General features: G+C 44.4%; 5 protein-coding genes. 1 reads left to right on the top strand and 4 read right to left on the bottom strand.

The window, feature by feature from the left end; all coding sequences use genetic code 11:
• Positions 1–6,634 (bottom strand): malectin domain-containing carbohydrate-binding protein (locus A7D14_RS00475; RefSeq protein ID WP_141673175.1); only part of this gene is annotated, 6,634 nt, incomplete at its 3' end.
• Positions 6,635–7,093: 459 nt separating this feature from the next.
• Between A7D14_RS00475 and A7D14_RS00470 the strand changes: the two genes are divergently transcribed.
• Positions 7,094–7,834, top strand: coding sequence for a tyrosine-protein phosphatase (locus A7D14_RS00470; protein WP_067028840.1), 741 nt, complete (start codon positions 7,094–7,096; stop codon positions 7,832–7,834).
• 75 nt (positions 7,835–7,909) lie between these two features.
• On the opposite strand, the gene A7D14_RS20475 is transcribed toward A7D14_RS00470, so the two are convergent.
• The 3 genes from A7D14_RS20475 to A7D14_RS00455 all read right to left on the bottom strand — a co-directional run bounded on the left by A7D14_RS20475 (position 7,910) and on the right by A7D14_RS00455 (position 20,248).
• Positions 7,910–16,870 carry a PKD domain-containing protein gene (locus A7D14_RS20475; RefSeq protein ID WP_083157912.1) on the bottom strand — a complete coding sequence of 2,987 codons (8,961 nt, stop codon included), beginning with the start codon at positions 16,868–16,870 and terminating at the stop codon, positions 7,910–7,912.
• A 248-nt stretch (positions 16,871–17,118) separates the two neighbouring features.
• Positions 17,119–19,491 (bottom strand): GumC family protein, encoded by a 2,373-nt coding sequence (locus A7D14_RS00460; protein ID WP_067028836.1) that lies wholly within the window; start codon positions 19,489–19,491, stop codon positions 17,119–17,121.
• Positions 19,492–19,519: 28 nt separating this feature from the next.
• Complete coding sequence (locus tag A7D14_RS00455) at positions 19,520–20,248, bottom strand: polysaccharide biosynthesis/export family protein (RefSeq protein WP_067028842.1); 729 nt, start codon at positions 20,246–20,248, stop codon at positions 19,520–19,522.
• Positions 20,249–20,281 lie beyond the last annotated feature (33 nt).

Below are 20,281 nucleotides of genomic sequence, written 5' to 3'. Positions count from 1 at the left end.
TGTCAACAGTGGTTCCGTTGGCCAGGTCCCCGAAGTCCTCCAGCCATATCGTTCCCCCCGAAGGGATCGGGCCATAAGTGGCCGTAAGGCTCACCTCAGAGGATGGCATGGTAACGGTCGTGGAGGCACTGTTGATGTCCGTGACTGAGGCGATATCGCCCGTCCAGGCCTCGAACTGCTGGCCCGTGGGAGCCGCATCGGCCACGATGTTGACCACCTCTCCCGCTTCATACGTTCCATCGCCGCTTCCGTTGTTCACCGTGAGCGCATACGTTGTTCCGCCGATTGGGCTATACGTAGCGGTCAGGTTCACGTTGGAGGATGGCATGGTAACGGTCGTGGAGGCACTGTTGATGTCCGTGACTGAGGCAATATCCCCCGTCCAGGCCTCGAACTGCTCGCCCGTGGGTGCTGCATCGGCCACGATGTTGACCACCGTGCCAGGCTCATAGGCCCCGTCACCGCCCCCGTTGTTCACCGTGAGCGCATAGGTTGTGCCGCCCGTGGATTCACCGGTTACGGTTATATTGTCAATAAAATAAAATTCTGGGTTACCGCTGACGATCATCTCAATGACGATCTGTAACGTGGAGCCCGTAAGGCCATCGGCCGTAAAGGTCTGCGGGCCTATGTCGTCCGATACAAAACCGAACTCCACCGGGGTGCCACCGTCCAAAATGTACAGTGCCCTCACAAAATCATCACCCTCCTTGTTGTCCCTGTCATCATCAACATCCACCGAGACCGAGACGGTTCCGTTTATGGCAATTACCTCAGAGGTCCATGCCCCGGGGGTGTCACTGGCACCTCTGGCCATGAAACGGCCATCCAAGACCTCAAAGGTGCCACCGTCACGGACGGATGTCCACGCCGTGGAACCGTTGTCAACAGTGGTTCCGTTGGCCAGGTCCCCGAAGTCCTCCAGCCATATCGTTCCAGAGACACCACCTTGATTTCCTTCCAATCCAATTGTCAATGTTTCTCCAATACCATAATCAATTACTAAATCTGCTGTAGCGTTATTGGATGAACCTGAATAAATCAATACTAACTGATGTGTAGAGTTTGCTTTAATGAACCCAGGGTTTAGAGCCCCGGACACTATGGCAAAATCAGATGCATCTGGTCCAGTAATATCCATTGCTGTAACAAATACGCCTGTATTACCCCCTGAAGCATCCACTTCTACCGACACATTGTTTCCAGAACTCAGTTGTACTGTGGAAGGTGCATTTAAGGTGCTTGATGTTCCTGGCACTCCAACTGGAGCATCAGTGCCGAAATATTCCATGTTTTTTTGATTACCACCTCCTCGACTTGGAGATCCAGCAGTTACATACACCCCACTGCCCGATACAATAGCCTGAAAACCATGACGCTCAAAATTCATATCTTCCAATCTTGTCCATTCACCGGTGGATGGGTTATACGATTCTGTTATTCGCAGGGCATCGTCAACATTCTCGCCGTATACAATTTCATCACGAACCTCTCCACCCATAACAAGCAAATTCCCATTAAAGTTTGCTACAGCCGGAGCTGCTCTAGGGGTTGGGAGATCAGCTTCGAGGGTACTCCAAGAACCACTTGTGAAATTATAGACATCAACTTCTGGCAATACGGGCTTAAAACCACCTCCATCGCCACCAGATTGCCTTCCTCCTGCTGCGTATAAATTATCACCGATTACCACTGCATGGAAATGATCTCTTGCTCTTGGAGCATCTAGGTCTTCTAGTGCGGTCCAAACTCCAGTGGCTGGATCATACTCATCAAACCATGGCACATAACCCCCACTATGTCCTAATGTATTTCCTCCAATTATATAAAACTTATCGTTATAAACTACTAATCCTGCAGAGCCTCTTTTTCTGTTTTCCGGCACCTCTGGTCCCTGTATCCATTGCTCATTTACAGGGTCAAATGCCCATACAAAGTCAGCGGGAGTTTCTGGAAACGAATTATCCTTGAAAGCTCCAATGATCCATATAAGACCTTGATATTCTGTTGCTTGAAAGTGATTGAACTCAAATGGTGCTGAATCGACTAGCGAAGTCCACGAATCGTTTGTATAATCATATATGTCTATTGTTCTGGCACTTTCACGGCCACCCATAAGATAAAATTTATCGCCAGCCTGAACAAAGGAACATTCGTGTCTTCCTGTATAATTTTGGTCCTCATTTTTAAGGATCCATTCCGTACCAATTGGTCCATCCGTTACCGTAATGGTCACTGTATCGGTATCTGTCTGGTCATCTCCATCGGTAACCGTCAACATGGCATCATAGCTGCCGGCAACTGAATAGGTGTGAACTGGGTCGGCTTCGTTGGACACTGGGCTACCATCACCAAAATCCCACTGGTATTCTACGACTCCTACATCATCTGTGGAGTTACTTCCTGTGAAATTGACCTCAAGAGGGCTATTACCGCTAATGGGATCTGCCTCTGTAAGGGCAACGGGTGGAGAACTTGCCGCAGAACCACCACTGATCTGTATGGCCGACAACTTAGGCTGATCCACTCCTCCATCGGAGGCCAATGCGGATAGATATAAGTTCAGTATCCCATCATTTACCGTAACTGGATAGCTTTTGACTGTAGGTGTTTCAGGACCAACGTCCGCTGTTATGTCATAATCATCGAGCACCAAAGAGCCTTCGACAGTTACATCGAACACTCTGAGTCCTTCGCCGCCTTCGCCGCCACCAGTTGCACCCCAATATAGTTCTGCAATGTGTAACTGTACAATGTAGTCACCGTTGGGAACAGGAATCTCATAGCTATAGAACTGGTCAGAGGAACTACGTTCGGTCTGGTATAATGGTGGAAGTTGAGCATCAGAATTTTCATAAGTATTTCCACCAATAAAATACTCGTCTTGTTGGTAATCTACCCCATTATGTGTTAGGGCCGGACCACCTGCATTGATGTTCAGTTCAAATACACCTTCGGGCAGTATCACCCATTCAAAGGACATTGATTCAATGTCTTCAGTATCTCCGTCGTTGTCATCAACGATGATGGTCACATTATAGGGTGACCCAATGGCAGCACCCGTTTCAACGGTTCCTCCGATCTGGCCATTTGTAGGTTCAATGGTTATTCCTGGAGGAAGACCAATTGCAGAGTACTGAAGATTACCATCCCCCCCTGATGCTTGAACAAACAGACTGCCATTCAAAGCTTCCCCTTCTTGGTTGGTTTGATTTGCCAGTTGCTGTATATCTATGGGATTGCTGGCATCAAAAGATTCTATGATCTCTATACCGCTTATCACGGCATCTCCACTGTTGAAATTAATCAGGGAAATATTGATGAAATCATCCAGCACTTCAATAGTTTGTGAAAGAACTACACCGTTTCTAAAGCCATAATCCCCAGACAAATCAATATTGTCCATGTTGGGGTAAATATTCCCTTCAACTTCAACATCATATATCCGCTCCCCAGCTTCTGAAGTAGCGTTTACACCTTCTCCCATATAAAGTCGAATTTCGTAAAGTCCAGGAAGGCTCACTGGAAAGGAATAGGTGACATGGGGAATGGATTCAAAAGTGTCATATCTAGATGTGTCGAAAATATCGGTAGGGGTGGTTGACAAATCCACCGAAGCATCGAAAGATTGCATGGACTGTACATTTCCTACCGTATTGGTCTCAAGCTGAATAAGATATTCATTTGGGTTGCTGTTTGTATCCGCAGCCCAAGAAATACCTCCGTCCAATGCCGCTATTTGCGGACCACCGGCGTTCACCCTATAAATTACGGGGGAAGCGGCCACATTAACATTGAACGTGAATTCAGTGAAGTTTGTGTCTTGATCGGTTGCCCTGATGGTAATATTGCTATTTGACGCTGTTGATGGGTAATTAAGCGTTAAAATATTTCCATTGACCTGGGCGCCAATATTGGGGTCTGTATTGCCCGCTACCGAATAAACAAGATTTTGATTCCCATTATCATCATCAAAATAGTTATTTAAATTAAAGGTGTCGGATCCAGAGTTGATGTAGGTATGAATATCCGAGATGGTTCCCGTGATTGTTGGTGCACCTCCAATAACATTTAAATAATCCCATGTTCCTTCCAATTCAACACCTGTTGTGTTTGAAGTACCAATAAGTCCAACCGCCAATGGGTTTCCTGCTTGTTGGATTGATTCAAGGACCGCTCCTTGGGCTGAGATAGAACCTAAAGCTTGCCGCGGCCCACCGTCAAAGGCATACTCCAATCCTATTTCACCTGTGGAAGGATCTACCAAGAAATATAGGATGGCACTAGCTCCAGGGCGATTGTTGGGAGCAATGGCCAATTCCAGAGGGGTCTGTTCTGTATCATCTATTTCCTGACGTACCTGCAGTCCGGATTGGGTAATTACAAATTTAATGTAGTTGCTCTGGGTTCCATCACCCATAAAAATGCCCAATTCGCCATTGGCCGGACTGGATGCATGGTACAACTGTAGGTTATCTGTAAAGTTGATCAGTCTAGAGACAATGGTATAGGGAGTTGTTGTTATATCAGACTCCACCCCATATTGGAAAGCTTTCTCTTGATTATTGGCGTTTCCTAAAGCAGTTCCAGATGTCAGCTGCATTGTCATGGCCCCGATGGCCCCACCGAGAATATCATTGGGGTTGGGATCGTTTGGATCATCTCTACGATCTAACCATTGCAACCAATTTGGATTGGGATCCCCATTGTTCATTAAGCCAGTGAAGCCTAACCCTAAATAACCCTTTAGTTCGGTATTACTTGAAAACATTTGATTGATCACCGGTATGCTAAAGGCATCGGTCCCGGAATCTTTGGGATCTCCCAATTGAAATGGATCTTGGGCATCTGGAATCCCATCATTATCATCATCAAGGTCATTTAAGTCGGAAAGTAAAGTGCCCCCGGCAGATTTATCAAAATCATTGGGTTGGGATCCCCCATTACAAGGGTCCGACCCATTCTCATCTTCATCTTGATTTGTATACCCATCAAAATCGTAGTCATCTGTTGCATAGCCTGGCGTACTGGGCGGGTTGCAAACTATAAAATCTTGAGGTTCAAATACGTATATACCACCTTCAAGGGTCGCTATCCATATTGATCCTGGAAAGATATCCGTATCGGAATTACAGGTCACACCGAGTGCATTCCCTTCCAGCCCTGATAAAAAGTTAGTGGTCAGGTTTTGTAATGACCCATCTGGGTTTAATTGAACACGTCTCAATCTTCCAGTATTTACCCCGGCAATTAAATCGCCTTGCATGGCCCCACCAAAATTACTGGCTGTATATTCATCAATACCATTGGTGTTGGTGCCCCAAAGTGTAATAATTTCTGCATCATCCCCATCTGGGTTGTTTATGCCCGGCCCCCGCCAATCGCCTTCAACAGGATTTGCCAATGCTACTGGCACAGGAGGCCAGTTTGCGGGCAAGCCCAAATCTGGATTTGTGGTTGAACCTGGAGTGGAACCATCTGGATCATAAATCTGGGTTCTAAAAACCGCTCCATTGGTTGTTCCATCGCTGGAAGGGTTGGTATATAAGCCTGCTCCTACGGGATTGGCTCGTGTTGGGTTGGCATGTCCTCCATAAAAGCTTCCCGGAACATAGGTGTTAATGTTATTGGTCACCATTTTAAGGTTGTCCCGGTTGTTGACCGATTCACCTCCAGAATCTGAACTGCTACCAGGTTGTAAGGGGTCATAATCATTGGTTACATTGCCCGTTCCTTCTCCAAAAGGGAACCCTCCCCAACCTTGGTTAGCTCCATTATCAGTAATGTAAACGGCACCGCTTTCGGTAACAACAAAATCATATATGTTTCTGTGTCCAGGGGAAAAAATCTGTACAGGACCTCCAGGTACTATTACCGCTTGATTTAAACCATCGTTGCCCCCAAAGGGATCACCAACATCCACACCGTCATAACCGGGTGCGTTTGGATCAACAACACCATTCACATTTGGGCGGCTGGGGTCATCCAAAGTGGGCAAGTCATAAATGTATTGACGCCCATTATCCAATTGGATTGGCATGCTTTCCAGGGTTTCCAAGTTAACGGTTAGCAGGGCCGCAGTAAGGGCATATTCTCCTGTGTACGCAAAATTTCTTGAAGGTGACCCTGCATTTGTATGGCCACCCTGTGCTGCGAGTAAATACCTCACTCCATTAATCTCTGCCAATTCCAAACCGTTGGTCGCATGATTTTCTTCTGATCTTGGCAGCCCACGAACAATATCTACAACGTCCCAATCGGAACCTGTCCATGTAATGCGGGTTATTATTCCCGAGTTGGTGTCGAGACCACTATCTCCATTTCCTCCACTACCAAAACCTCCAATCCTAAAATCGCTGGAAGCTACATAGATTACAGGATTCTCTGCGGTGCCCCCAACTTCTATTCCCAAGGTCTCCCTTGAGGAACTAAAGAATAGGCTTCCATCATCATTATGGTCTTGAATAGTGGTTATGGCATCCAATTCCTCTGTGGCCGTAACCATATAATTTCCCGGGCCGTTTCTTTCTATGGTAAAAATCTTGATCAGTCCGCGGTAATCCGCAACATATAATTTTCCATCCGGGCCAAACTTCAAGGATGTTCCATTTGTAATGGATGTAAACCCATTCAAATTGAGCTCATTCAATGAAAAACTGACCTGCGCAAAGGTCGAGCTGCTTAAAAAAAATAAAAAAGTTATACATAGAAGTCGGATACACCTATGTATTGTGGGGTAAAGTTGTATCATATTTGTTCTTTATGTGGACAAAAAAGTAATTAGGTAAAATGCGGGGAAATCCCGTAAACGTTTATTTTCTCATAATTGATTGTAATTTGTAACGATGGGGGGCTATACGAATATAAATCACAAGTTTCAACTTGTGCCGCTGCACTATGTCAATTAAGACCAATTGCCATAAAATTCGATGAACGAAAGAATTGGACGTCCATCCAACTTCCAACGCTTTACTCTTAAGGCCGAGATTTTACTATCTTATGGTATACCTTCTGTTTTTAAGAGTGTTGTACAGTTTTTGCTTTTAAGGGAGAGAAACAATTTTTCGGCCTATTTTTGCACCAAACGTTTTGTATGTTAAGCTTTTTTTCCAGGAAAGAATTTCTTGTGGATCATTTAGGGGGACTGGTGGATATCCACAATCATATCCTCCCCGGTATTGACGATGGTGCAAAGACTGTTGAAGATTCAATCGCTTTGATCAAAGGTTTTGGTGAGTTTGGCGTTACAAGGTTTGTATGTACGCCACATATTATGCACAATTACTATCCCAATACCCCAGAAACCATACAGCAATCTTTTGAAAAATTGAAAAATGCATTGAATCGTGAAGGCATGGATGGAGTGTCATTGGATAAGGCTGCAGAACACATGATCGATGATAATTTTGAACAATTGCTACGCAACGATCAGATCATGTTGCTTAGGAAATACCATTTGTTGGTTGAAATGTCTTTTTTGCAACCTCCCATAAATATGAATTCGGCTCTTGACAAAGTTATTTCTGGAGGACTTTTCCCAGTACTTGCCCACCCAGAGCGGTATCTTTTTTTGAGCAGTACATCCAAGCGTCTTAGGGCTTATAAGGAAAAAGGGGCTCTTTTTCAGGTTAACCTTTTGTCTTTGGCCAATTATTACGGTAGCGATGTAAAATCAAAGGCTCTTAAACTCATGGAGAACAATCTTATAGACTTCGTGGGGAGTGATGTTCATAATATGCAACAATTGAAATCCCTGAAAGAGGCAACCATTACCAAAAAGATGGGCAAAATGCTTGATACCATAGTCAATGATACCATTGAACAGTTCTATTGATATATTCAATGAATATTTGAAATGAAAAGAGGGCGATTAAATCGCCCTCTTTTTTATTTGAAAAACACTTTAAATTTAATTCCTGACCAATAGTTCAATCCCTATTGGGTCGCCTTCGCTCAGTTCTATTGTAATATAATACAACCCATCCCTGAGCATATAAGTTGGAATACTATACGCTCCTCCATCAACCTGCACTGGGTCAATCGACTCCATGAGCCTTCCAATGGAATCGTGCAGGTTGATCTTGGTAATCACCACTCCATCCGGCAAATTCGTTACTTGAAGGTTAGCATAATCCCTGGCTGGGTTGGGAGCTACAATGGCTGACATTTCCAATCCAGTAGGAGCGTTATCCGACACCTCGATTGTTATGGACGTGGAGTTAGTCAACCCTTCGATATCAGTAACAGTCAATGTGACTTCATAGGATTCAGCGGTTTCAAACGTATGGGTTGGATCGGCTTCCGTAGAGGTACCTCCATCACCAAAATCCCAAGCATAGCTCACTACGCCAACATCATCTGTAGAGGCCGAGCCTGTAAATTCCACCTCCAAAGGTGCATCTCCAAATTCCGGAGTGGCTGTTACCACTGCAACAGGAGCCTCATTACCTGTCACTTCAATTGTTAAGGTTGCAGAATCCATCAATCCTTCTGCATCCGTGACCGTCAATGTGACTTGATAGGTCCCTACGGCATCAAAGGTATAAGTTGGATCGGCCTCAGCAGAACTGGCCCCATCATTGAAATCCCATGCATAGCCCACTACGCCAACATCATCTGTGGAGTTACTTCCTGTAAAGGAAACTTCCAGCGGGGCGTCACCATTCATGGGAGTTGCTGAAGCAATTGCTATTGGAGCTTCGTTGCCACTAGGTTCCGTAACTTCGATGGTAACCATGTTCGTATCAATCAATCCTTCTTCATCAGTCACTGTAAGTTCTACATTGTAAATTCCTGCTGTTTCAAATGTAGTTACAGGATTAATCTCATTGGAGGTAGTACCATCTTTGAAATCCCAGAAGTACGTAACAATACCGACATCGTCTGTTGAACCAGCACCATTAAAGATAACTGGAAGCGGAGCTTGACCCATTGTTGGGTTTGCAGATATGACTGCTACTGGAGCTTCGTTACTGCCTGGTTCAGTAACCTGAATGGTCACCGTATCCATGCTTGTTAATCCGCCTGCGTCAGTAACCGTTAAGGTAACTTCATAGGTTCCCGGTGTTGTGAATGTGTATGTTGGGTCCGTCTCTGTTGATGTTCCACCATCTATAAAATCCCAAGCATAGCTTACAACGCCCACATCATCTGTTGAACCGCTTCCGGTGAAAGCAACCTGTAAAGGTGCCGTTCCTGTATCTGGATCAGCTGTTGCCATGGCCACCGGGGCCTCATTTGGTAAAACGGTAATAGTCACTATATCCGTATCGGTCAATCCACCGCCATCGGTAACCGTAAGTTCAACATCATAGGTTCCCGGTGCGTTGAATGTGTATGTTGGGTTTGCCTCCGCAGCCATTCCTCCATCAATAAAGTTCCAAGCATAGCTTACAATGCCCACGTCATCCGTAGAGCCACTACCTATGAAAGAAACTTCCAAAGGCGCAATTCCAGATTCTGGAGAAGCAGTTGCCACTGCCACAGGTGGCAGATTGGGTTGGTTTACCGTTATGGTTATTATATCGGTATCTGTAAGGCCTTCTACATCTGTAACGGTAAGCTCTACATTATAAATCCCAGGTGTATCAAAAGAATAGGTGGGGGCTACTTCTGTTGATGGTGTCCCATCTCCAAAGTCCCAAGAATAGCTGGCAATAGCCAAATCATCGGTTGAACCACTGCCATCAAAAGCAACTTGTAAGGGAGCATCCCCTTCAGTAACATCAGCAGATGCCACGGCCGTAGGAGCTACTCCTGTTCCAATAACGTCAATGGTTATGCTCTTTGTGTCTGTATTTAGATCGTCATCCGTAACGGTTAAATCAACCACATAGGTTCCAATTGTTGTGAAGGTGTGTGTAGGATCAGCCTCATTTGAGATTGGCGTACCATCTTTAAAGTCCCATGAATAGCTGGTCACACCAACATCATCCAAAGAATTACTTCCTGTAAAGTTGACGGTCAAGGGTACAAAACCACTGGTAACATCAGCTTGTGGAACGGCAATCAAGTCGCCAGGTTCACCGATGTACCACAAGAAGTCGATGGTTTCATTGCCTGCAGGATCACCATCATCAGTCACCGTAACAGTAACATTATATGGACTATCAACTGCTGCACCCGGGCCACTTACACCACCACCTTGTTGGGATTCGGGTGCGTTAAGTACCGCATTGGTGTTGTTATTATAGCCCCATTCGTCCACTTTATACAAAACCATTCGATCTATGGCATGGCCTGCAGAACGCTCTGAAACTTCCATGGTATAGGTGCCTGGATTTACAAACCATACAAAAATTTCATGGTTATCGTTATCATAAGTTCTAGCCTGCCAATCATAGGTTTCAGGACTCCCCCCACTTCGATATACTTTGAAGAACCCATCAGCCCCTGCACCCTCTGGCGTTGTTGAAGGGGTTATCCTTGAACTACCTATCGGGAAAACAATTTCTGATTGTGCCCCTTGAAGGTTGGCAATAATATCCGCTTCGGTTCCCGGGTTGCCCACAGAACCATCAATTCCGAAAAACCAAACATCATCATTATTTGGGAAACGCAGCCAGTTATCATTCTCTTCCGTTGGATCAGGACCTGAAAATAAACTTCTCCAATTAAAACGATAGACACCAGTTTCACTGATGGTAATCTCATAAGATAGTGTACTTCCGTTTATATTATTAAAATTATTGTTGTTGGCAACAATACCAGTTGCTCCATCCAAGTTGGTAATATCCCAGCCTGAGGTATCAGTGGATTCCGCTTCAATGACCACCAATCCGTTTTCTTCAATAAAATTGTCACCACTGCCACCTATAAAGCCATCATCAATGGTCCCTGTTATGATACCTGTGGTCTCATTTATGGTCAAATCTGGCGGCAATCCGGTGGCACTAAACGTAGTGTTGTTCGGACTGGTTGCCTCAATTTGTAATGATACCGCATCTCCCTCATAGTTGTACTGATCTCCGGGATTTGTTACTCCGAAGGTAGCATCTGGGTTATTGGTGAGTACGATGTTATAGGTACTCGAATCGTTATAGTTAACGGTCAAGATAGCCGTTCTATCTGCTCCTGTACCCGTTAATGAAACACTCAATGTATGTGTGCTGTTTGGGTTGATCAGGGCATTTGTCAATTCACCTGAATCTATGCTGAAATCAGCAGCATTGGCTCCAGTGATTTCCATAGAGCTTACAAAAATTCCAACATTACCGTCAATGACATCCAAATCTATATCAACCGTTTCTTCATCATTAATAACTACTGTAGTGGCCGAAGAGAGCACACTGACCACGCTCGGGGATCCCACAGGGCTATCTTCTCCTAGAAACTCCATGTTCTTTTGGTTTCCACCTGCTCTGTTCGGAGAACCACCCAAAATATGAACCCCAGGTCCAGAAACAATGGCCTGCGTTCCGTGGCGCTTAAAATTCATGTCAGGCAATCGGTCCCATGACTGCGTCACTGGGTCGTATTCTTCTGTAATGGCCAGGGCATCGTCTGTATTGACCCCATAGACCAACTCATCTTGTACCTCTCCACCAATCACCACCAACCTGTTGTTAAAGTTTACCGCAGCTGCGCCTCCACGAGGTGTTGGGATATTCTGTCCACTCGGTAGGGTACTCCATGTACCAGCAGTAAAATCGTATACATCAACCTCTGGGATAACAGGCTTGAAAACATCATTAGGGAAAGGACCGGAAAGTCTACCCCCCGCAGCATATAATTTATCCCCAATCACTACTGCGGCAAAGTGGTCCCTTGCCCTTGGTGCATCGGCCAAAGGTGTCCAAGTGCCCGTGGCGGGATCGTATTCATCAAACCAAGGTTGAAAACCTCCATCATGCCCGTCCTCATTTCCGCCTACTAAGTAAAACTTATCATCATAGACCACCAAGCCTGCGGAACCTCTTCGTCTACCCACAGGTATTTCAGGACCTTGAATCCACTCTTGAGTGGCTGGGTTGAACATCCAAATGTATTCAGCTGGCACTTCATTGGGATAGAGGTTGTCTTGGAATGCACCGATGACCCAAATAAGACCCTGATATTCGGTTGCTTGGAAGTGATTGAATTCCTTAGGCGCTGAATCAATCAATGAAGTCCATGAATCTGTTGTATAATCATAAATGTCGATTGTTTGTGCCTCTTCACGACCACCCATCAAATAAAACTTGTCGCCAGCTTGTACAAAAGAATTTTCGTGTCTGGCGGTATAATTTTCATTTTCATCCTTGTCGTTCCATAACAATTGTGTGTCAACTGTCCAGATAAATGATTGACTGGATGGAGCTGATAATGGCTTCACTGCGGTGACCACTACGGAGTGGGTACCATTACTATTTGGGCCACCTGTTGCTGCGGCCGCATTGATAGTACCGGATATTTGACCTGTTGAAGGATTAATGGTTATTCCTTGAGGCTGACCGGAAATATAATAGGTAATCTGCTCACCAGCATCTCCACCCGTTGCCGAAGCATTGAAATCGACGGCATCCAAAATGCCGTTGTCTTGATCTGGTATGCTTGCCAACGTCAATGTGGGGTTACCTGTATCCACTGCATATACCTCAATGGCATTAACCAAAGGATTCTCGGTCACATGGCCAAAAGAGATGTTCAATTCGCCATCATTAACCGTTATCGGATGGGAAACCATTCCTCCAATTTGGTGGCCAAATCTTTCAACAAGATCTATATCATTTTCAACCAATGCTCCCTCAAACAATATATCAAAAACACGGTCTCCTATATTACTGGTACCATCAAAGCTGTTGCCCATATAGAGATTGACCACATAGTCGCCATTTTCAACGGTCAAGACATATTCCATTTCAGGTGCTGTGGCCAGGTCATAACGCTCCGCATTAAAAATGCCCAAATATGTGCTATTGTCTATGTATGCTGGTATAGAATTATGCTTATTATTGAAGGACATCACTTCATAATCTTCGGTACGTCCTGTGTTCACTGTATAATTATTTCCTGACTGGGCTCCATTTCCTAGATCATCTTCCCAATTGGCCCCTAGGTCGGAAGCTGCAACTTGTGGGCCACCTGCATTGATACGGTACATATAGGGTTCAACAATCTCCCATACAAAATTTACCTCTACCTTATCGCTGGTCAGTCCATCGCTGTCATCAACTGTTATGGTGACGTTGTAGGGGCTGCCCGCAAAGGCCCCCTCTTCAATGGTACCATAAATATGTCCGTTGGTGGGTTCAATATCCACTCCTGGGGGCAAACCTGTAGCTGAAAAACTGAGATTACCGTCACCGCCTGCTGCATAGAGCGCGAAACTTCCATCAACATCATCACCAGCAAAACTTAACTGATCGGCAATGGGGTTTACATAAATTGGTGTGTCCGAATCCGAAGCATCCAATATCTCAATACCATTGATCAATGGGTTTTCCTCCAGTCCATGTAGGAATTCAATATTTATAACCCCATCACTAACTTTTACAACATGGCTGATCACGGCACCTACATCATGCCCATAGGTTGCAGACAAGTCTACATTGTTGAGCAAAGGCAAAATGGTTCCTTCTATGGCCACATCAAAAATTCGTTGTCCTGGTTGTGAAGTTCCATCAAAGCCATTGCCCATGTACAAGCGGACCTCATAATTGGCCGGTTGCGCAGCAACTGGAAAGGAATAAACTACGTTGGGACTTCCTGGTGTATTATCATATCGCTCTGTAGCAAAAATTTCTATAGGCGTTGTGGTTGTGTTTACCGAACCATCGGTAGTTGTAATTGATCCACTGAAAGAACTATTGCTTCCTGCTGTTGCCAAATACACTGAATTATTGGCTTTTGTGTCTTCTTCCCAATCAATATCGCCATCAATACTGGACAACAGAGGTCCTCCGGCATTTACCCGATATAAAATGGGTGGTGTTTCGGTTACCGTTACGGTAAAGGTATCATCCACAGAATTAAGGTCTTGATCGGTTGCCCTGATCGTAATGTTCGACACCTCTGCTGTGGAAGGGAATGAAAGTGTCAAGATATTGTCCGTAACACTTGCACCTATCTCATTGTTGGTATTGCTTAAAACCTCATAAGTAAGATTGGCTGCTCCATTGTCGTCATCAAAATAAACATCCAGGTTGATATTCTCATCCACGGAGTCTATCAGTTTTTCAATATCTGGAATGCTTTGGACCACTGTAGGGGTTTCTGCCTTTACATGCAAAAATTCCCATGTACCTTCCAATTCAAAACCAGAAGCATTGGATGTACCAATAACCCCAACTGCCAAATCGGTGTTTGTTTGTTGAATGGCATCCAAAATGGTGCCTTCTGCTGTTATAGTACCCAACGTAATTCTTGAACCTTCATCCAATTGATATTGTAGCGAGACATCTCCTGAAACCGCATCGACCACAAAGTAAAAGTCAATGCTTGAACTGGGTCTGTTGGGCTCTAGAATATTAAAAGTTAAAGGAGTTTGGGCAGTATCCCCTATTTCTTGTTGTGCAACAAGTCCCGAAGGCGTTGCCACAAACTTAATGTAGTTGCTCTGCGTACCATCACCAATCTGAATACCAATTTCTCCGTTTGGTGTGTTCGCATTGGTGTACAACTGGTTTTGGGTCAAATCAAAACCTCTAATTTGACTGTGTACTGTGAAGCCTCCCGTGGATTGGTCCACTTGAACACCGTATTGGAATGCTTTTTCTTGATCATTGTTGGATTCAAAAGCCGTTCCGTCCGGCATTTGCATGGTCAATGCACCAATGGCTCCACCCAGTAAGTCATCTGGATTTGGACCAGGTTTATCCAACCAGTCCAACCAGTTGTTGCCCGTATCGCCATTGTTCATCATCCCTGTCAATCCCAGACCTAAATACCCACCAAGGCCCGTATCTGAAAACAGGTCGTTGGTGATGGGCAGTTCAAAGGCATCGCTCCCTCCTACATTGGGATTGCCCAATTGGAAAGGATCATTGGCATCCAAGATGCCATCTGCATCATCGTCATCGTCATTTAGGTCAGAAATTGAATCATCATCAAAGTCACTGGGCTGTGACCCCCCATTACAGGGATCGGTGCCATTATCTTCTTCATCCTGATTGGTAAACCCATCAAAATCGTAATCGGCATTGGCATCATACTCAGGGTCACTGGGATCTAGGCATTCCACAAAATCTTGGGGTTCCAAAATGACAATTCCCCCACTGGAGGTATTAAAAAGACCCACCCAAATGGTTCCTGGATAAGGGTCTAAATCACCATTACAGCTTATCCCCAAAGCATTGCCGGCTCCACCGGCACTTAGACCGGAAGCCCAAGATGCTTCCAACGTATTCAAACTGCCATCAGGGTTTAAGGCCACCCTGTGCAATATCCCGTTGTTCTTCCCTACAAAAAGGTTGCCCTTGTAGTAATCATCCCCATTGCTGGCGGTATACTCATCAATACCGTTGGAGTTTCTTGGAAAAATTGCGATGGGGGCATCATTTGGCCCATCAGGATTGTCCACAGTTGGTCCACGCCAGTCACCTTCAACCGGGTTTGCCACCTCAACCGGCGGCCAATCCGCAGGAAGCGCAATGGAGGGATCATCTGTATATCCAGCCTGTGGATTTGATGGATCATAGATCAACGTTCGAAACGTAGCATTATTAGGGTTGGAATCTGGAGAGGTCAACAGTCCCGCACCTGTGGGGTTTGCCCGAGTTGGATTGGGGTGTCCTCCATAAAATGTATTAAATGTATAATTCTGAATATCCGTGGTAATGAGCTCCAGATGATCTTCGTTGTCCATACCTTCACCATTCTCCGTGTTGGTATTTATATCTCCGCCAGGTTCTCCGGGGCGATAGGCATTGGTTACATTGGCTGTTCCTTGATTTTCAGGTAGCCCTCCCCAACCTTCATTGGCACCATTGTCCGTAACATAGAGTGCACCGCTTTCCGTAACGACCAAATCGTAGGCATTTCTGTAACCGGGCGATAAAATTTTCACTGGGCCATCGGGGATGACCTTGGCTTGGTTCAATCCGTCATTGCCCCCAAATGGGTCATTTACATCAATACCGTTATAGCCAGGGGCACTTGGATCGTTGACTCCGTTTGCATTTGGGCGTGTTGGGTCATCCAATGTTGGTAGATTATATTTGTATATTCTTCCATTATCAAACTTGTTGGGCATTCCTTCAATAGCATCCAAATCTATTGCCAATATAGCCGCAGAAAGGGCATATTCGCCCAATAAGGCAAAATTGACTGAAGGAGATCCTCCATTGGCATTCCCCCCTTGGGCCACAATCAAGTAATTTGTACCTCCAATGTTTACAAACTCCAAACCGTTGGTGGCATGATTTTCTTCAGAGCGCGGTAGCCCCCGCACCAAATCCACAACATCCCAAGAAGTTCCATTCCAATAGAAGCCAGTAATGGTTCCTGAATTGGTATCCAAGCCTGTGTCTCCGTCGCCTGTGGTAGCCCCACCTACCCTAATGTCACTGGAAGCCACATAGATAATGGGATTTGTCGCTGTTCCAGCTACGGCCAATCCCGTGGTTTCCCTTAGAGTACTGGAATTGGTGGTGCCATCATCATTGTGGTTTTGTATTCCTTGGACACCGGTTAGGGTTTCCATGTCAGTTACCTTATAGTCATTGGGGCCGTCACGTTGAACGGTCATTACATGGACCAATCCTGTATATTCGGTGGCATAGAGTCTCCCATCCGGTCCATAGGTCAACGATGTAATCCCTGAAGTAAACGTTCCCTGGCCATTTAAATCTAAATCACTATCCAGAAAGCTTAGTTGTGCTTGAACTTTAACTGAGAATATTGTTGCAAAAAGCACAAACAACAATAGGAATTTGGGGTAATTTTTTTTCATAACGGTAAAAGTGTTTTCAACCATTTTTTTGTTAGCTAAAAAATAGGCAATACTAAGGTCTAAAGATACTTTAATGCCTATGAAGCTTAGGGAAAGAGCATGTTATATTCGTTCAATCCTATTTCTTTATCGATAAAATACAATGACCTGAGTTCAATGGTTTGGAAGAAAAAAAAACGCAGGATTTACCTGCGCTTTTTTTCGATGAAAATCATATGTAATGAGTATATTTTTAAACTATGGGGGTTTTAGAACTTCCACCATTTTTTGGCCACCTTTCCGTAGCCGTAGCCATACTTGCCGCCGTACCCTAAGTTGTTCAATTTTACATCATTGACCACAAAAGAAAGTCCTTTTATCTTGCCTTCCTTCTGCAATTTTAAAGGAAAATCGAGTGCCTTGGTCTCAGTGACATCGGCCCGGGTAACATAGATCAATTGGTCTGCATGTTCACTGATCAATAACGTGTCTGAAACCAGCATCATGGGCGCCGTGTCAACAATTACATAATCATAGCGTTGAGATACTTCATCAAAAAGCTCTTTCAACCTACCACTCATAAGGAGCTCTGAAGGGTTTGGGGGTATCCTACCCGAGTAAATTACATCAAAATTGTTATCATGCACCAGCATTGTATTGACAATTTCCTTGTAGGAAGATATACTACGATCATGTAGATATTCGGTCAACCCGTAATCTGATTTGTTCTGACCCACTGAAAGTTTATCAACGTTCTTTCCGGTAAAAAAACTTTTGAATTTCGGGTTACGCACATCGGCCCCAATCAACAAGACCTTCTTGTGGGTATTGGCCAAAATCATGGAGAGGTTCACGGACAAAAAGGTTTTTCCCTCACCGGGCACACTAGATGTTATGTAAATAATATTGTTGGACTTCCCATTGGGTTTGGATTTTATCAAATAGTCCAAATTGGCTCGGATAATACGCAATGCCTCGGCCAGTACCGAACGATCATCCTTGGTAACAATTTTTTGTTCTTTTTTGGAAAGTCGTGGCAATTCTCCCAAAATAGGTATGCTGCTATGAACCCTTTTCTCCAAATTGTGCATGTTGTGCACTTTATTGTCCAGCATATCCTTGGCATAGATTGTGCCGAATGGTATTAAAAGTCCCAAAACCCCTAAGGCCAAATAAATTATTTTTTTTCTGGGGGATACCGGAAGTTCTTCAAAATACGCACTGTCAATCACTTTTGATTTTGGTGCTGTGGAAGCTACCGTTATTTGGGCTTCCTCCCTTTTTTGTAGGAGATAGAGGTACAATGACTCGGTGGTCTGCTGGCGTCTTGTGATATCACGTAGTGCCCTTTCGTTCTTTGGCGCAGAATAAATCTTTGAATTGATGATGGCCTGTTGCCCGCTCAAGGTATTGACCTGCAGCCCCAAATTGTTCACGGTACTGTTCAAACTTGCCTGCATGGTCCTTTTTAAGCTACTCAATTGCTGATCCAGATTAACAATAACGGGGTTCTTCTCATTGGAACTTTCCAACAGGCGGTTTCTTTCTTGAACCAATTGGTTGTATTGCTGTGTTGTGTTGGCAATAGTAGGGTCAGACAACCCTAAATTGGCCGGAAGCACTTCAAACCCTTCTTGCTGATCCACCATGTCACGCATAGATGCAGCAATATTCAATTGCGTCTCGGCATTGGCCAGATCTTGGCGGTTGGCTGCCCCAACGTTGAGATTGAGATTAGCTTCAGAAGCAATATCCGTGACTCCCCTGCCCGTTTTAAAATCTTCTGCAGATTGATCTACGGACGAAAGGCTCGATGATATATCGGCTATCCGTCCTTCAATAAAGCTTGAAGTCCTATCCGCGATCTGTTGTTTATCTTCTATGGCATTCTTGTTATATATGGTAACCAATTCATTAATAATGTCCCTCGCTTTTTCCTTTACGGGATCTTGCAAGCTAATGTCCAGAATGTTCGAGAAATCATTTGGCTTGGAGATAATGATCTCGTTTTGGTATTCCGTAGCAATTGTTGAAAGGGGAACCACCTGTACCTTGAGTCTTTTCCCCAAATGCTTGCTAATATAATCTGTGTTTGGGGTTATAACTATATCACCAATGGGCGTTGTAATATTCTTACCGAATGCATAATTCTTGGGGGCGTCATCTTCTTCAAATGAATAGCCAAAACTCGTGGTGGAAGAATTCAATTCCAAATAAAACTCAAAATCCGCCTTGTAAATGGTAGAATCTGGCGCGATGATGTTCAAGGTTATCGGTGAGTTATTGTAAAGTTCCGTGTTTCGGATGCTGCCCAGGGAATATACCTTGGTGTTGAGGCCCAATTTCTTGGCCACTTCAATCAGGTTGGATCGGGATGTGATTATTTCAACCTCATCCTCAACATTGTTCTCCATATCGGAAAAAACATCGATGTCCTGTAAAAGGTTGGCCCCGGGGCTTGCCGATTTTTCTTGTATAATCTGTATTTTTCCTTTTGCCAGATATTTTGGCGTAGCATATCGAACAAAAAGATGGGCAACTATAAGTCCAATGATAAAAGACAGAACAAACCACTTCCAGTTTTTGGTGTACTTTCTTATTTCATCACTAAAATTAAAGTCATTAATATTGTTTTGACTCATTACCAAATGGTGTAAATAGGATTATAACTTAGTTTCTAGTTATAAGGATGATTGCTGATGTAATTAGAGTTGATATTATTGATACATATAGACCGGCCCTATTGTCAAGACTTGAGGCCGTAACCGCAGACTTGTTGGGCTCTATATATACCACATCGTTCTGTGTCAAGTAATATACCGGAGAGCTCAAAACTTCCTTGTCGGTCAAATCAACCTTGGTATAGACTTTGGTGCCATCAAAATCTCGGATGACCATTACATTATCACGCCTACCCTTTATGGTTAAATCCCCAGCAAGCCCTATAGCCTCCAAAATTGTAATTCGCTCTCCTTGGACTGAATAAGTACCGGGGTTATTGACATCTCCCAATATCGTTACAGTAAAGTTTCTTAATCTAATGTTGATGATGGGGTCCTTTAGGTAATCACTCAACTTTTCCCGTAAAAGTACTCTGACCTCTTCTGGGGAAAGACCCGCTATCTTGATTTTTCCTATTACGGGAAAATCGATTTCACCATCTTGATCTACCAAGTAATCAACCTGTTCGGGACGCATACCGTCTTCCTGTGATCCCCTGAATAGGTTGAACGGCACACTTGCCTCCGGGTTAAGGGTGGATATATGGATACCGACCAAATCATCGACCTTAAATTTTGGTGAAAAGGTGTTCTTGTCCACCAAAGTTTCAAAATTGTTTGAGTTCTGAAAATAAACTACGTCTTTTCTTGATGCACATGAAGTAATCAACAAGACCATGGTAGCCAACAATACAAGATGAAGACTTTCTTT

Origin of the sequence: Allomuricauda sp. CP2A, assembly GCF_001683915.1 — a bacterium.
In the GTDB taxonomy this organism is placed as follows: Bacteria; Bacteroidota; Bacteroidia; order Flavobacteriales; family Flavobacteriaceae; genus Flagellimonas.
The sequence above is the reverse complement of the archived record's forward strand: the minus strand, read 5'-3'. Positions and strand labels throughout refer to the sequence as shown.

Coding starts and splice junctions, on each gene's coding strand:
- A7D14_RS00455 (WP_067028842.1), bottom strand. CDS start 20,248: ATGGTCTTGTTGATTACTTCATGTGCATCAAGAAAAGACGTAGTTTAT.
- A7D14_RS00460 (WP_067028836.1), bottom strand. CDS start 19,491: ATGAGTCAAAACAATATTAATGACTTTAATTTTAGTGATGAAATAAGA.
- A7D14_RS00470 (WP_067028840.1), top strand. CDS start 7,094: ATGTTAAGCTTTTTTTCCAGGAAAGAATTTCTTGTGGATCATTTAGGG.
- A7D14_RS20475 (WP_083157912.1), bottom strand. CDS start 16,870: ATGAAAAAAAATTACCCCAAATTCCTATTGTTGTTTGTGCTTTTTGCA.